The 15,615-nt window shown below is 67.7% G+C and carries 12 protein-coding genes, 2 rRNA genes and 1 riboswitch (1 of these 15 only partly in view); of the genes, 13 read left to right on the forward strand and 1 reads right to left on the reverse strand.

The window, feature by feature from the left end; genetic code table 11:
• From ACKTSN_RS38590 to ACKTSN_RS38645, 12 genes are all read left to right on the forward strand, one after another.
• Positions 1-993: ribosomal RNA gene (locus tag ACKTSN_RS38590) — 23S ribosomal RNA — on the forward strand; it begins 2,130 nt to the left of the window's first position.
• Positions 994-1,080: 87 nt separating this feature from the next.
• Positions 1,081-1,197 (forward strand): 5S ribosomal RNA (gene rrf, locus ACKTSN_RS38595).
• A 109-nt stretch (positions 1,198-1,306) separates the two neighbouring features.
• Entirely contained in the window at positions 1,307-1,915 is a 609-nt protein-coding gene (locus ACKTSN_RS38600; RefSeq protein ID WP_409473312.1) for a CDP-alcohol phosphatidyltransferase family protein, read from the forward strand.
• A 114-nt stretch (positions 1,916-2,029) separates the two neighbouring features.
• Positions 2,030-4,525: a sugar phosphate nucleotidyltransferase gene (locus ACKTSN_RS38605; protein ID WP_409473313.1), complete on the forward strand. Its 2,496-nt coding sequence runs from the start codon at positions 2,030-2,032 to the stop codon at positions 4,523-4,525.
• Positions 4,526-4,631: 106 nt separating this feature from the next.
• Positions 4,632-5,549 carry a DUF881 domain-containing protein gene (locus ACKTSN_RS38610; protein WP_409473314.1) on the forward strand — a complete coding sequence of 306 codons (918 nt, stop codon included), beginning with the start codon at positions 4,632-4,634 and terminating at the stop codon, positions 5,547-5,549.
• Complete coding sequence (locus tag ACKTSN_RS38615; RefSeq protein ID WP_003977440.1) at positions 5,546-5,878, forward strand: small basic family protein; 333 nt, start codon at positions 5,546-5,548, stop codon at positions 5,876-5,878. Before ACKTSN_RS38610 ends, ACKTSN_RS38615 begins: the two co-directional genes overlap by 4 nt.
• Positions 5,879-5,883: 5 nt before the next feature.
• On the forward strand, positions 5,884-6,720 hold the full coding sequence (locus ACKTSN_RS38620; protein ID WP_409473315.1) for a DUF881 domain-containing protein: 837 nt from the start codon (positions 5,884-5,886) through the stop codon (positions 6,718-6,720).
• A gap of 190 nt (positions 6,721-6,910) precedes the next feature.
• Positions 6,911-7,741 carry an FHA domain-containing protein gene (locus tag ACKTSN_RS38625; protein WP_409473316.1) on the forward strand — a complete coding sequence of 277 codons (831 nt, stop codon included), beginning with the start codon at positions 6,911-6,913 and terminating at the stop codon, positions 7,739-7,741.
• A gap of 42 nt (positions 7,742-7,783) precedes the next feature.
• Entirely contained in the window at positions 7,784-8,521 is a 738-nt protein-coding gene (gene ftsR, locus ACKTSN_RS38630) for a transcriptional regulator FtsR (protein ID WP_409473317.1), read from the forward strand.
• 518 nt (positions 8,522-9,039) lie between these two features.
• Positions 9,040-9,513 (forward strand): bifunctional nuclease family protein, encoded by a 474-nt coding sequence (locus ACKTSN_RS38635; RefSeq protein WP_004002801.1) that lies wholly within the window; start codon positions 9,040-9,042, stop codon positions 9,511-9,513.
• Between the two features lie 262 nt (positions 9,514-9,775).
• Entirely contained in the window at positions 9,776-10,420 is a 645-nt protein-coding gene (locus ACKTSN_RS38640; RefSeq protein WP_409473318.1) for a MerR family transcriptional regulator, read from the forward strand.
• Positions 10,421-10,538: 118 nt separating this feature from the next.
• Positions 10,539-11,924 (forward strand): DNA polymerase IV, encoded by a 1,386-nt coding sequence (locus ACKTSN_RS38645; protein WP_409473319.1) that lies wholly within the window; start codon positions 10,539-10,541, stop codon positions 11,922-11,924.
• A gap of 9 nt (positions 11,925-11,933) precedes the next feature.
• Here the strand turns inward: ACKTSN_RS38645 and ACKTSN_RS38650 are convergent, their stop codons facing one another.
• Positions 11,934-12,305, reverse strand: a complete 372-nt coding sequence (locus ACKTSN_RS38650) for a PRC-barrel domain-containing protein (RefSeq protein WP_206306766.1) — start codon at positions 12,303-12,305, stop codon at positions 11,934-11,936.
• A 113-nt stretch (positions 12,306-12,418) separates the two neighbouring features.
• Positions 12,419-12,514, forward strand: a riboswitch (glycine riboswitch).
• A gap of 176 nt (positions 12,515-12,690) precedes the next feature.
• On the opposite strand from ACKTSN_RS38650, the gene gcvP reads away from it, so the two are divergent.
• Positions 12,691-15,576, forward strand: a complete 2,886-nt coding sequence (gene gcvP, locus ACKTSN_RS38655) for an aminomethyl-transferring glycine dehydrogenase (RefSeq protein ID WP_409473320.1) — start codon at positions 12,691-12,693, stop codon at positions 15,574-15,576.
• Positions 15,577-15,615 lie beyond the last annotated feature (39 nt).

Raw genomic sequence — 15,615 nt, forward strand, 5'->3', positions numbered from 1 at the left:
GTGGTAACTATAACCATCCTAAGGTAGCGAAATTCCTTGTCGGGTAAGTTCCGACCTGCACGAATGGCGTAACGACTTCTCGACTGTCTCAACCATAGGCCCGGTGAAATTGCACTACGAGTAAAGATGCTCGTTTCGCGCAGCAGGACGGAAAGACCCCGGGACCTTTACTACAGTTTGATATTGGTGTTCGGTTCGGCTTGTGTAGGATAGCTGGGAGACTGTGAGCCCTGGACGCCAGTTCGGGGGGAGTCGTCGTTGAAATACCAGTCTGGTCGTGCTGGATGTCTAACCTGGGTCCGTGATCCGGATCAGGGACAGTGTCTGATGGGTAGTTTAACTGGGGCGGTTGCCTCCTAAAGGGTAACGGAGGCGCCCAAAGGTTCCCTCAGCCTGGTTGGCAATCAGGTGTTGAGTGTAAGTGCACAAGGGAGCTTGACTGTGAGACCGACGGGTCGAGCAGGGACGAAAGTCGGGACTAGTGATCCGGCGGTGGCTTGTGGAAGCGCCGTCGCTCAACGGATAAAAGGTACCCCGGGGATAACAGGCTGATCTTCCCCAAGAGTCCATATCGACGGGATGGTTTGGCACCTCGATGTCGGCTCGTCGCATCCTGGGGCTGGAGTCGGTCCCAAGGGTTGGGCTGTTCGCCCATTAAAGCGGTACGCGAGCTGGGTTTAGAACGTCGTGAGACAGTTCGGTCCCTATCCGCTGTGCGCGCAGGAGTCTTGAGAAGGGCTGTCCCTAGTACGAGAGGACCGGGACGGACGAACCTCTGGTGTGCCAGTTGTCCTGCCAAGGGCATGGCTGGTTGGCTACGTTCGGGAGGGATAACCGCTGAAAGCATCTAAGCGGGAAGCCTGCTTCGAGATGAGGACTCCCACCCACGTGATGGGGTAAGGCTCCCAGTAGACGACTGGGTTGATAGGCCGGATATGGAAGCCCAGTAATGGGTGGAGTTGACCGGTACTAATAGGCCGAGGGCTTGTCCTCAGTTGCTCGCGTCCACTGTGTTGGTTCTGAAACCACGAACAGCCCCGCGCCGCCACGCGTGGTGCGGCGTTCACGGTTTCATAGTGTTTCGGTGGTCATAGCGTGAGGGAAACGCCCGGTTACATTCCGAACCCGGAAGCTAAGCCTCACAGCGCCGATGGTACTGCAGGGGGGACCCTGTGGGAGAGTAGGACGCCGCCGAACTCCTTTTAGAGCTCTGGCTCTTGGGCACCTGGCCCGAGAGCCAGAGCTTTTTTGCGTTGAGGTAAGGTCAGTGGGCATAGTTGGCTCGTTTTCGACAGGAGGCCCCCGGTTGGAGGTCCAGGAGACTCGCGTCCAGACGGACCGGGTCCTCACCATCCCGAACATCCTCAGCATGGCGCGGCTCGTCGGCGTGCCCCTCTTCCTGTGGCTGATCCTCAGGCCCGAGTTCGGGGGACCGAAGAGTGATGGCTGGGCGTTGTTGGTGCTGGCTCTCAGCGGGATCAGTGACTACCTGGACGGCAAACTTGCCCGACGCTGGAACCAGATCAGCAGTCTCGGCCGGCTTCTTGATCCCGCGGCTGACCGGCTCTACATTCTCTCGACCCTGGTCGGTCTTACGTGGCGAGAGATTCTGCCGATCTGGTTGACCGCCGTACTGCTTGCGCGGGAACTGGTCCTGCTGGTGATGGTGGGCACCCTCAGGCGTCACGGCTATCCGCCGCCGCAGGTGAACTTCCTCGGGAAGGCCGCCACCTTCAACCTGATGTATGCCTTCCCCTTGCTGTTGCTCAGTGACGGAAGTGGATGGATCTCGTCACTCGCTGCTATTTTCGGATGGGCGTTCGCAGGATGGGGTACAACCCTCTACTGGTGGGCAGGAGTCCTCTATGTGGTGCAGGTCCGCCGCCTGGTTCGTGCGGACGCCATGACCGATTGAGCTCGCCGAACGTGCGGCCGTAGCGGTGCGATGGCCCGCGAGGGAAAAGTGCGGGACAATTCGGACGGGTGAAGTCGGCTAGACCGTCGTCTCTTCGAGGAGGACGCTTCCGACATGAAGGCCGTCGTGATGGCCGGTGGCGAAGGCACGCGCCTTCGCCCTATGACCTCAAGCATGCCCAAGCCGCTCCTGCCGGTGGCCAACCGGCCGATCATGGAGCACGTTCTGCGGCTGCTCAAAAGGCATGGGCTCAACGAGACTGTCGTAACTGTCCAGTTCCTTGCCTCACTGGTCAAGAACTACTTCGGTGACGGCGAGGAGCTCGGTATGGAGCTCACCTATGCCAACGAGGAGAAGCCACTCGGTACCGCCGGAAGTGTCAAGAACGCCGAAGAGGCGTTGAAGGACGACACGTTCCTCGTCATCTCCGGTGATGCCCTGACCGACTTCGACCTCACCGAGCTGATCAACTTCCACAAGGAAAAGGATTCGCTGGTCACTGTCTGCCTGACGCGTGTCCCCAACCCACTGGAATTCGGTATCACCATCGTCGACGAAGAGGGCAAGGTCGAGCGGTTCCTGGAGAAGCCGACGTGGGGCCAGGTGTTCTCGGACACCGTCAATACCGGCATCTACGTGATGGAGCCCGAGGTCTTCGACTATGTCGAGGCCGATGTCCCCGTCGACTGGTCCGGCGATGTCTTCCCGCAGCTCATGAAGGAGGGCAAGCCGATCTACGGCTATGTCGCCGAAGGGTACTGGGAGGACGTCGGCACACATGAGAGCTATGTGAAGGCGCAGGCCGATGTCCTGGAGGGCAAGGTCGACGTCGAACTCGACGGCTTCGAGATCTCACCTGGTGTGTGGGTGGCCGAAGGCGCCGAGGTGCACCCTGACGCCGTGCTCCGCGGGCCGCTCTATATCGGTGACTATGCCAAGGTCGAGGCCGGCTCGGAAATCCGTGAGCACACCGTCGTCGGCTCGAATGTCGTCGTCAAGAGCGGGGCGTTCCTGCACAAGGCCGTCGTGCACGACAACGTGTACGTCGGGCAGCACAGCAATCTGCGGGGCTGCGTCGTCGGCAAGAACACCGACATCATGCGGGCAGCGCGGATCGAGGACGGCGCGGTCATCGGCGACGAGTGCCTCATCGGCGAAGAATCGATCGTGCAGGGCAATGTGCGGGTCTACCCGTTCAAGACCATCGAGGCCGGTGCCTTCGTCAACACCTCGGTCATATGGGAATCGAGGGGGCAGGCGCATCTCTTCGGCGCCCGCGGCGTCTCCGGAATTCTGAACGTCGAGATCACGCCCGAGTTGGCCGTACGCCTCGCCGGTGCCTATGCCACGACCTTGAAAAAGGGCTCCACGGTGACCACGGCCCGTGACCATTCCCGTGGTGCGCGTGCGCTGAAGCGGGCGGTGATCTCCGCGCTGCAGGCCAGCGCCATCGACGTACGGGACCTGGAGAACGTACCGCTGCCGGTGGCGAGGCAGCAGACGGCACGAGGCAGTGCCGGCGGGATCATGATCCGAACCTCGCCAGGCGTGCCGGATTCCGTGGACATCATGTTCTTCGACGGGCGAGGAGCCGACCTGTCGCAGGCGAGTCAGCGGAAGCTGGACCGGGTGTTCGCGCGGCAGGAGTACCGGCGTGCGTTTCCGGGAGAGATCGGGGACCTGCACTTCCCGGCCAGTGTCTTCGACTCGTACACCGGGTCGCTGTTGCGGAATGTGGACACGACCGGCATCGCCGAGTCCGGGCTGAAGGTCGTCGTCGATGCATCGAACGGTAGTGCGGGGCTCGTGCTGCCCAGCCTGCTCGGCAAGCTGGGCGTGGACTCCCTGACGATCAATCCCGGTCTGGATGAGTCCAGGCCGACGGAGACGGCGGATGCCCGGCGGTCGGGGCTGGTGCGGCTGGGAGAGATCGTTGCGTCCGCGCGGGCCGCATTCGGGGTGCGGTTCGATCCCGTCGGTGAGCGGCTGTCGCTGGTCGACGAGAAGGGGCGGATCGTCGAGGACGACCGGGCGCTGCTCGTGATGCTCGACCTGGTGGCCGCTGAGCGGCGCAGCGGGCGGGTCGCCCTACCGGTGACCACGACCAGGATCGCCGAGCAGGTCGCGGCCTATCACGGGACCCAGGTGGAGTGGACCACTACTTCCCCTGACGACCTGACGCGGGTCGGGCGCGATGACACGACGATCTTCGGTGGCGACGGCAGGGGCGGATTCATCGTCCCGGAGTTCAGCAGTGTCTTCGACGGTACGGCGGCCTTCGTGCGGCTGATCGGTCTGGTGGCGCGTACTCAGCTCACGCTCAGCCAGATCGACGCGCGGATCCCCAGGGCGCACGTCCTCAAGCGGGATCTGGCGACTCCCTGGGCCGTCAAGGGGCTGGTGATGCGGCGCGTCGTCGAAGCGGCCGGAGATCGCGACGTGGACACCACGGACGGTGTGCGCGTCGTGGAGGCCGATGGGCGTTGGGTCATGGTGCTGCCAGACCCGGCCGAGGCGGTCACCCACCTGTGGGCGGAAGGGCCGGATGACGCCTCTGCGCAGGCCCTGCTCGACGAGTGGTCGGCGGTCGTGGACAGCGCCGGACGGTAAACGGGCAGCACGCGCGCGTGCCGGACAAGTGTCCCCAAGGGGGCCTGTCCGGCACGCCGGTGGGGCCGTGCGGAGGTAGCGGCCGCGACGTGCGACGATGTGCGGCATGCCGCAGCAGCCCCCCGTTCGGAGCAGTTCCACGCCCCCCGCACGCCCGGACGCGTCCATGTCGCTGCTCACCAACGTCATGGATCACAGCCTCGACGACGGATACGCCGAGGCCGCGGCCAGGAAGCAGGCGGCGGGCGCCGACGGCATGCCCAGGACCCTCAGGGCGAAGCTCGGTCTCGCTGCCGGCCTGGTGCTCGCGGCCCTGGTGGTGACCGTCGGCGCCGCACAGGCGCGGGTGGCAGCTCCTGTGGTCGCCAAGGAGCGCGAGGAGCTCATCGACCGGATCGACCGGGAGACCGCGGCTGCGGACGCGCTGGAGAGTGACGTCGACAAGCTGCGTGACGACGTGAGCGCCCGCCAGCGCGAGGCGCTGAAGCAGAGCGGCGGCGGTGATCAGACCAACTTGGTGGGAATCCTGTCGGGCGCCACCGAAGTACGCGGCCCCGGTGTGAAGTTGGTCGTGAACGACGCCAAGGAATCCGCCGTCGGTGGTGACAGCGACCCGCGCGGAACGTCTGGTTTCTCCGACACGGGGCGGGTGCGTGACCGTGACATGCAGCGGGTGGTCAACGGACTCTGGGAGTCGGGCGCCGAGGCCGTCTCGATCAACGGGCAGCGGCTGACGGCGCTGTCGGCGATCAGGGCTGCGGGTGACGCGATACTGGTCGACAACCGGCCACTGGTGCCGCCGTACACGGTGCTCGCGGTGGGCGACGGGAAGCAGCTGAGCACCAGGTTCCAGAACAGCGCGGACGGGCTCTATCTGCATGCCCTGCAGGAGAACTTCGGCATCCGTACCAGCATCTCCGTGGAGGACGAGGTGCGGCTGCCGGCGGCGCCGAGTGTGATCGTCCGCACAGCAGAGCCGATAACCGAGTCAGCACAGCCGAGAACTGAGAAAGGCACATCGTGATCGCCGTACTGGGCCTCGTCGTGGGAGTCGTGGCCGGCCTGTTGGTCCGGCCCGAGGTTCCGGCGGCCGTCGAGCCTTACCTGCCGATCGCCGTGGTGGCGGCGCTGGACGCAGTCTTCGGAGGTCTGCGGGCGATGCTCGACGGCATCTTCGACGACAAGGTCTTCGTGGTGTCGTTCCTGTCGAACGTGGTCGTCGCCGCGCTGATCGTGTTCCTGGGTGACAAGTTGGGCGTCGGCGCGCAACTGTCCACCGGTGTCGTGGTGGTTCTCGGTATCCGCATCTTCTCCAACGCCGCGGCGATCCGTCGGCACGTGTTCCGGGCGTGAGGCCGATGAGCAAGCAGGACGAGACAGCCGAGAACCGGCTGCGCAAGGAGCTGCCCGACGAGGTGCCGGCCACGGCCACGGCGACGGTGGACCGCCCCGAGGAGGAGTCCGAGCCGACGCTCACCGGCCGGCAGCGGCTTGTGCACGGCCTGTGGCCGCCGCGCGTCACCCGTGCCCAACTCATCGTTGCACTGCTCCTGTTCGGGCTCGGCTTCGGCCTGGCCGTGCAGGTCGCCTCGAACAGCGACGGCGACAGCGCGCTGCGGGGCGCGCGGCAGGAGGATCTCGTACGCATCCTCGATGAACTCGACGACCGCACCCAGCGTCTTGAGGACGAGAAGCAAGGGCTCGAGAAGCAGCGCGACGAGTTGGAGAACAGCTCCAACCAGGCCGAGGAGGCCCGCAAGCAGACGATCGAGAAGGAGCGGCAACTCGGCATTCTGGCGGGCACGGTGGCGGCGCAGGGACCCGGCATCACGATGACCATCGACGACACGAAGGGGACGGTCGAGGCGGACATGCTGCTCGACGCGATCCAGGAACTACGGGCGGCCGGCGCGGAGGCGATCCAGGTGAACGGGGTGCGCGTGGTCGCAGGCACGTATCTGACCGACTCCGGGCAGAGTGTCAGCGTCGACGGGAACAAGATCAATGCTCCCTATCGTTTCAAGGTCATCGGCAAGCCGCAGGACCTCGAACCGGCGCTCAACATTCCAGGAGGCGTGGTGCAGACGCTCGAGAAGGAGCAGGCCACTGTTACCGTCGAGCGGTCGGACAAGATCGTTGTGGACGCCTTGCGAGCGGCGAAGCGACCTGACTACGCTCGGTCGTCCTCCCAGTGAACCGGGGGTGCATGGGGGTCGTCCGGCGAGGGCATGAGGTTGCGGGGGGTCGGCGCACCGAATGGGTGGTGCGTGGTGGAAACTGTCTGGTGGATACGGACGTTGTGAGGATGTCCGGGTCGGCCGGAGTGTGCAGTCAGGGTTCGTCCTGCCCCACGGGCGGGTCTGTTGAGGTCAAGGGGAATCGCCCGTGAAGTTGTTTGCGAAGTTGTTCGGCAAGAGCGCACGAGAAGGCAGCGGCAACGCCACCGCTCGTCATCGCGCACAGCCTGACGCAGAGGGCCAGCGCCCACTGTTCCGCGACCAGGTCGCTGGTCCGGGCGGTGACATTTCCGGAGGTCAGGGCGCGCCGACGGTTGACCCTGCCCAGTCCGGCGGCATAGGTTTCGGGCAACCGTCAACCTCAAGTACGGGTGGAGGGTTTTCCGCCGGCCCGTACGCGTCCAATGCCCCGGCGGGGCAGCCGCGGCAGGAGGATCCGTCCATGTCGGCCCTGGTGTGTACGAGGTGCGGTAACCGCAATGCGGAGAGCAGCCGCTTCTGTTCCAACTGCGGTGCGCCGTTGCGGGCGGGTGCGGCCGCCGAGCGTCCGTCCGAGACGACCTCCACGATCTCCATCAGCGGTCTCGAGGCCTACGACGCCGAGGCCACCGGGCAGACCCCGATGCCGTTGCTCTCGCCCGAGGCGCAGGCTGCGGTGGACGCTCTTCCGCTGGGTTCCGCGCTGCTGGTCGTGCGTCGCGGGCCGAACTCGGGCAGCCGCTTCCTCCTGGACAGCGACCTGACCACGGCCGGGCGTCACCCGCAGAGCGACATCTTCCTGGACGACGTGACGGTCTCGCGGCGGCATGTGGAGTTCCGCCGCAGCCCGGACGGTTCGTTCACGGTGGCCGACGTGGGCAGTCTGAACGGCACGTACGTCAACCGTGAGCGGATCGACCAGGTCGCTCTGTCGAACGGTGACGAGGTACAGATCGGCAAGTATCGGCTGGTCTTCTACGCGAGCCGGCAGGGCATCTGACCGTCCCCCGGGCTTCGTCCGGGGGGACCCCAGGGAAGGTCCATGCTTCATACACCGAGCGGTGGTGCCGGCAACGGCATCACCGCCGCGGACAGCGGGCTGATGAGTATCGGCACGGTGTTGAACGTGCTGCGCGAGGAGTTCCCCGAAGTCACCATTTCCAAGATCCGTTTCCTGGAGTCCGAGGGGCTCATCGAGCCGCAGCGGACCCCCTCGGGATATCGCAAGTTCAGTGCGGCCGATGTCGAGCGACTCGGCCACGTACTGAGGATGCAGCGGGACCACTATCTCCCACTCAAGGTGATCCGCGAGTACTTCGACGCGATGGAGCGCGGCGAGGAGGTGCGGCTGCCCGCGCTGGGCCGACAGCGTGACGGTGAAGCCCCGCCGGAGTCCTCCGAGAGACCGACGGCGGCGCGCATCGGGCGGGCGGAGCTGCTGGCGGCCGCCGGTATCGGAGAGCAGGAACTCGCGGAGTGGGAGTCGTACGGGCTGATCACTCCGCTGTCGGACGGGGTGTACGACGCGGAGACCGCCACCGTGGCCTCGCTGGTCGCCGAGCTGGGACGCTTCGGCATCGAGCCGCGTCACCTACGGGTGATGAAGGCGGCTGCCGACCGTGAGGCCGGGCTGGTGGACCAGGTGGTGGCTCCGCTGAAGCGGCACCGCAATCCGCAGACCAGGGCGCACGCGGAGGCCCGTGTGCAGGAGCTGGCCGGGCTCACGGTGAAGCTGCACGCGGCGCTTGTGCAGACCGCGCTGGGCGTGCGACTGCCCTGACTGAGGGCGGCCTGCCGGCAGGGGCGTGTGGCTCGCGGCCTGTACGGCTCGGATCGGCGGACGAGCCTGGACCGGCCGCGGAGGACGGCGTGGGTCTGGGCAGGAACGATGCGATCTGTCGGCGGACGCCGTGCGGGTGACGGCTGAGGACTTCGGACTGCATGCGGGGCTACGCGGGGCTGGGACGGTGTGATCTGCGGAGGTGCCGTGTGGGTTGGTGGGGGCGGCTTCGGGGCGTTCGCGCGGGGCGGCGGGTCGGTGGAGGGGTTTGCGTGGTTCGCGCGGGGCGGTGCGGGGCTGAGGGTGGCTTCGGGTGGGGCGGTATGGGCTTCGGACGGACCGTGCTGCCCGGTGCAGGGCTTCTTCGAGGTACCGGCGTGGGTCTGGGCGGGGAGCGGCGTGTTGCCGGGGGCGTCGGGTGGGCCGGTGGGGGTTCGGTGGGGTTGGGGAAAGCCGGATCGGGGCTCCGATGTCGGCCCGACTACCCAAACGTCCCGGGCACGGCCTAGGGTTGCTGTGTGAACGAGCTCGATGTCGTAGGTGTCCGGGTCGAAATGCCCTCCAACCAACCGATCGTGCTCCTGCGCGAAGTGGGAGGCGACCGTTACCTCCCCATCTGGATCGGGCCGGGGGAGGCGACGGCGATCGCCTTCGCCCAGCAGGGCATGGCCCCCGCGCGACCGCTGACCCACGACCTGTTCAAGGACGTGCTGGAGGCCGTCGGCCAGGAGCTCACCGAAGTGCGCATCACGGATCTGCGTGAAGGTGTCTTCTACGCCGAGCTGGTCTTCGCCAGCGGGGTCGAGGTGAGCGCCCGTCCGTCCGATGCCATAGCGCTGGCCCTGCGCACCGGAACGCCGATCTACGGCAGCGACGGCGTGCTCGACGACGCCGGTATCGCGATTCCGGACGAGCAGGAGGACGAGGTGGAGAAGTTCCGCGAGTTCCTCGACCAGATCTCGCCCGAGGACTTCGGCACCAGCAGCCAGTAAGACGTGGTCGGCCCAGGCGGACGTGAAGATCCTCGACGGGTCGTCCTGCGGTCGGTGACGGCCTCCGTACCGGCAATTGCCGACGGCCGGTGAGGGCGTCTCGCGGCTCCCCGCAAGCGCATTCGGCTAGCCTTTCCCCACGGTTGGGGGCGGGAAACCACTCTTAGGGTGATTATCACTCGGCGTGCCGAGTGTGGCGATCGTTGACGCACCCTTGGTGACTGCCTACCGTCGAGAAGGCAGGTCAAGGACGGAGGTCGGCGTGAGAAGCAGCGGCGACGGTACGGGTGGGGGTGCCCCCGGACGCAGTCTCGGGGAGAGCGGTCCGTACCCGCTCCCCGGCAGGGCGGCCGATCACACTCCGCAGCGACCGACGCCCATTCCCACCAGCGGAGGGGCGGCGTCCATGACGTCCGAGCAGATCGGTTACCGCGGCCCGACGGCCTGTGCGGCCGCCGGCATCACCTACCGGCAACTGGACTACTGGGCCCGCACCGGGCTCGTCGAGCCCAGCGTGCGGCCCGCCTACGGGTCCGGGACGCAGCGCCTGTACAGCTTTCGGGACGTCGTCGTCCTGAAGATCGTCAAGCGGTTCCTCGACACCGGGGTGTCGCTGCAGAACATCCGCACGGCCGTGCAGCACCTCAGGGAACGCGGTTTCCGCGACCTGGAACGCATGACGCTGATGAGCGACGGCGCGACCGTGTACGAGTGCACCTCGCCCGACGAGGTCCATGCGCTCCTCCAGGGCGGCCAGGGGATCTTCGGTATCGCGGTCGGGGTGGTGTGGCGGGACGTCGAGAGCGCGTTGTCACAGCTGCACGGGGAGCGCATCGACACCGGCGAGACGCTCGTCGGGCACAACCCGGCGGATGAGCTGGCACGACGGCGCAATCGGGCGGTCTGAGCGACGCGGCCGCCCGGCGCCTCTGGTGGCCTGCCGGGCGCCGCGTCGGTAGGTGTGCAGGCCGCGCTGTCGTGGCCGTGCCGCCGCATTGTCAGTGGCGTGGTGCAGCATCGGAGATGTGAGAACCGCGCCCACGATCCTGCATCTCGACATGGATGCCTTCTTCGCTTCGGTGGAGCAGGCGTCCAAGCCGAGCCTGCGCGGGAAGGCCGTGATCGTGGGCGGACTCGGGCCCCGCGGGGTGGTGGCGACCTGCTCGTACGAGGCCCGGGTGTTCGGGGTGCATTCGGCGATGCCCATGGCCCAGGCGCGTCGGCTCGCGCCGAACGCCGCGTATCTCGTGCCGCGCTTCGGGCTGTACCGGACGATCAGCGAGCAGGTGATGGAGCTGCTGCGGGCCCTGTCGCCGCTGGTGGAGCCGCTGAGCCTGGACGAGGCGTTCGTGGACCTGGAGGCCGGGGGAGGGGCCTGGGACGAGGAGTCGGCGCGGTTGGCGGGGATGAAGCTGCGGGCCGACATACGGGCCGTGACCGGGCTCACGGGGTCCGTCGGTCTCGCCGCATCCAAGATGCTCGCGAAGATCGCCTCCGAGCAGGCCAAGCCCGACGGGCTGGTGCTGATCGAGCCGGGGACCGAGCGGGCGCTGCTCGGGCCGATGTCGGTGCGGACGCTTCCCGGGGTGGGGCCCGCGACGGGCGACCACCTGCGGCGGGCCGGCATCACCACGATCGACGAGATCGCCGAGGCGGGCGAGGACGAGCTCGTACGACTTCTGGGAAAGGCGCACGGGCACGCGCTGTACGCCATGGCGCTGGCCCGCGACGACCGGCCGGTGGTCGCCGAGCGGGAGACGAAGTCGGTGTCGGTCGAGGACACCTATGACATGGACATCCATGACCGGCTCCGGGTGGGGCTGGAGGTGCAGCGGCTCGCGGACCGGTGTGTGCGGCGGCTGCGCGGCGCAGGGCTGTCGGGGCGGACGATCGTGCTGAAGGTTCGGCGATACGACTTCTCCACGCTGACCCGGTCCGAGACGCTGCGCGGGCCCACGGACGATCCGGCGGTGGTGCGCGAGGCCGCGGCCCGGCTGCTGGACTCCGTGGACACCACGGGCGGCGTGCGGCTGCTCGGAGTGGGGGTCAGCGGGCTCGCCGACTACACGCAGGAGGATCTGTTCGCGCAGGCCGCGGGGGAGCGGGCGGAGGGGTCGGCGGAGGACGTGGTGGACGAGCCCGTGCAGGGTGCGGCTGTGCCGGTCGAGCGGCGATGGCCCGCGGGGCACGACGTACGGCACGCCGAGTACGGGCACGGGTGGGTGCAGGGGAGCGGACTGGGGAGGGTGACCGTGCGGTTCGAGACGCCCGACTCGGAGCCCGGGCGGGTGCGGACGTTCCGGATCGACGATTCCGCGCTGGAGTCGGCGGATCCGCCGCCATTGGTGGCGCGAAGACCCGGGGAGCGGGTGGCTTCGGGCCCGGAGGGTGGTTCGTCGGTTGGGGGTTGAGCCCTGCGGTCAGGAGTCGTCCGTGCCGGCCAGTTTGCCGAAGTCGTGGTCCGGGAGCCGGGGCGGAGGGGCCACGTCGAGGCCGTAGTGGTGGTAGAGCTGGAGCTCCTGTTCCGGGGAGAGGTGACGGCCCACGCCGAAGTCGGGGGCGTCCTTGATCAGGGCGCGGTCGAAGGGGACGTGCAGACTGCCCTCGATCAGCTCGCTGGGCTCGAGCGGCACGAAGGCGTCCCTGCTGAACAGGCCGGTGCGTATCGCGGCCCACTCCGGGACGCCGGTTGCGTCGTCGAGGTAGATCTCGTCGATCGTGCCGATCTTGTTGCCGTTGCGGTCGAAGGCCTTGCGGCCGATCAGGTTGCGCGGATCGATGTCGGTCTGCACGGGCCCTCCACTTGCTCGCAACTCATCCGTAAGCACTACGAAAGAGCACATTGGGGCACGCGGCCACTCGAACGCCGGGCGTTGACCTCGCTGGTAGTCTGGCAAACGGCTGCTGACCCCGTGCGGGAGAGTCCTCCGGACACCATCGGAGGCGCCGAAGGAGCAAATCCTCCCCGGAATCTCTCAGGCCCACGTACCGCACGGACGAGGTCACTCTGGAAAGCAGAGCGGGTGTCGACGGCTTCCGCTCTCACCGACGGTGCAAGCCGGACGTCCTCGGGCGGTCCGGTGAAGCTCTCAGGTTGAGATGACAGAGGGGGAGGCCGCCGGGGTACCCGCGCCGTGGTGCCCCTCGAAGGTCGCGTCAGACCAGGAGGCCTCCGCAATGACCGCCCATCGCATTCCGCTTTCCGAGCTCGAACAGGGCACGCCCTTCGAGCAGCGCCACATCGGGCCCGACCAGGAGGCGCGGGCCAAGATGCTCGCGCAGGTCGGCTACGGCTCGCTCGACGAGCTCACCGCCGCCGCGGTACCGGATGTGATCAAGAACGCCGACGCCCTGGACCTGCCGGGCGCGCGCACCGAGGCCGAGGTGCTGGCCGAGCTGCGCTCGCTCGCCGACCGCAACCAGGTCCTCGACTCCATGATCGGGCTCGGCTACTACGGGACGTTCACCCCACCCGTCATCCTGCGCAACGTGATGGAGAACCCGGCCTGGTACACCGCCTACACGCCGTACCAGCCGGAGATCTCGCAGGGGCGGCTCGAAGCGCTGCTGAACTTCCAGACCGTGGTCGCCGACCTCACGGGGCTGCCGACCTCGGGCGCCTCGCTGCTCGACGAGGGCACGGCTGCGGCGGAGGCCATGGCCCTGTCCCGGCGCATGGGCAAGAACAAGAAGGGCCTCTTCCTGGTCGACGCGGACGCGTTCCCGCAGACCATCGCCGTGATCGAGACCCGCGCCGAGCCGACCGGCGCCGAGGTCGTCGTCGCCGATCTCAGTGACGGCATCCCGGCCGAGATCGCCGAGCGTGAGATCAACGGCGTGCTCATCCAGTACCCGGGCGCTTCCGGGGCCGTACGCGACATCAAGCCGGTCATCGACCAGGCGCACGAGCTGGGCGCACTGGTCACCGTCGCAGCTGACCTGCTGGCGCTGACGCTGCTGAAGTCGCCGGGCGAGCTCGGCGCGGACATCGCCGTCGGTACGACCCAGCGGTTCGGCGTGCCGATGGGCTTCGGCGGGCCGCACGCCGGATACATGGCCGTGCAGGAGAAGTTCGCCCGCAGCCTGCCCGGCCGCCTCGTGGGCGTCTCGGTCGACGCCGACGGGAACAAGGCCTACCGGCTCGCACTGCAGACGCGTGAGCAGCACATCCGCCGGGAGAAGGCGACCAGCAACATCTGTACCGCCCAGGTGCTGCTCGCCGTCATGGCCGGGATGTACGCCGTCTACCACGGGCCCGAGGGCCTGAAGGGCATCGCGAGGCGCACACACCGATACGCCGCCATCCTCGCCGCGGGGCTGCGCGACGGCGGCGTCGAGACCGTCCACGGCGCCTACTTCGACACGCTCACCGCAAGGGTGCCGGGCCGGGCGGCCGATGTCGTCGCGGCCGCGCGAGACCGCGGCGTGAACCTGCACCTCGTGGACGCCGACCACGTCTCGATCGCCTGCGACGAGACCACCAAGCGGGCCCAACTGAGCGCCGTATGGGCCGCGTTCGGGGTCGACGGCGACGTCGACGCCCTGGACGCCGGCACCGAGGACGCGCTGCCGGCCGCGCTGCTGCGCACCGACGACTACCTGACCCACCCCGTCTTCCAGCAGCACCGCTCCGAGACCGCGATGCTGCGCTACCTGCGCCGGCTCGCCGACCGCGACTACGCGCTGGACCGCGGCATGATCCCGCTGGGCTCCTGCACCATGAAGCTCAACGCGACCACCGAGATGGAGCCGGTCACCTGGCCCGAGTTCGGGCAGCTGCACCCCTTCGCACCCGCCGAGCAGGCGCAGGGCTACCTCACCCTCATCCGTGAGCTGGAGGAACGTCTCGCCGAGGTCACCGGCTACGACAAGGTGTCGCTGCAGCCCAACGCCGGATCGCAGGGCGAGCTGGCCGGTCTGCTCGCGGTGCGCGGGTACCACCGGGCGAACGGCGACGAGCAGCGGACCGTGTGCCTCATCCCGTCCTCCGCGCACGGAACGAACGCCGCCAGCGCCGTGATGGCCGGGATGAAGGTCGTCGTCGTGAAGACCGCCGAGGACGGTGAGATCGACGTCGAGGATCTGCGGGCCAAGATCGAGCAGTACCGCGACGAACTGGCGGTGCTGATGATCACGTACCCCTCGACGCACGGGGTGTTCGAGGAGCACGTCTCCGAGATCTGCGCGCAGGTGCACGAGGCCGGCGGCCAGGTGTACGTCGACGGCGCCAACCTCAACGCCCTGGTCGGGCTGGCCAAGCCGGGGCACTTCGGCGGTGACGTCTCGCACCTCAACCTGCACAAGACGTTCTGCATCCCGCACGGCGGAGGCGGTCCGGGCGTCGGCCCGGTGGCCGTACGGTCGCACCTGGCGCCGTATCTGCCGAACCACCCGCTCCAGCCGGAGGCCGGTCCGGAGACCGGTGTGGGCCCGATCTCGGCCGCGCCGTGGGGGTCTGCGGGCATCCTGCCGATCTCGTGGGCGTACGTCCGGCTCATGGGCGGTGAGGGGCTCAAGCGAGCCACGCAGGTGGCGGTCCTGAGCGCCAACTACATCGCCAAGCGGCTCGAACCGCACTACCCGGTGCTCTACACCGGCCCCGGCGGGCTGGTCGCGCACGAGTGCATCATCGATCTGCGACCGCTGACCAAGGCGACCGGCGTGAGCGTCGACGACGTCGCCAAGCGGCTGATCGACTACGGTTTCCACGCGCCGACGATGTCCTTCCCGGTGGCCGGGACGCTGATGATCGAGCCGACCGAGTCCGAGGACCTGACCGAACTCGACCGGTTCTGCGAGGCGATGATCGCGATTCGGGCGGAGATCGAGAAGGTCGGCTCGGGTGAGTGGCCGGCCGACGACAACCCGCTGCGGAACGCCCCGCACACGGCCGCGGCGCTCGGCGGTGAGTGGGAGCACGCCTACAGCCGTACGGAGGCCGTCTTCCCGGACGGTGTCTCGGCCGCGGACAAGTACTGGCCGCCGGTGCGCCGAATCGACCAGGCCTTCGGCGACCGGAACCTGGTCTGTTCCTGCCCGCCGCTGGACGCGTACGAGGACTGAGTACGACCGAGTACGCAGGTGCGGGCCTCGCCGTTCGAT

Origin of the sequence: Streptomyces flavusporus, assembly GCF_046267975.1 — a bacterium.
Taxonomy (GTDB): Bacteria; Actinomycetota; Actinomycetes; order Streptomycetales; family Streptomycetaceae; genus Streptomyces; species Streptomyces flavusporus.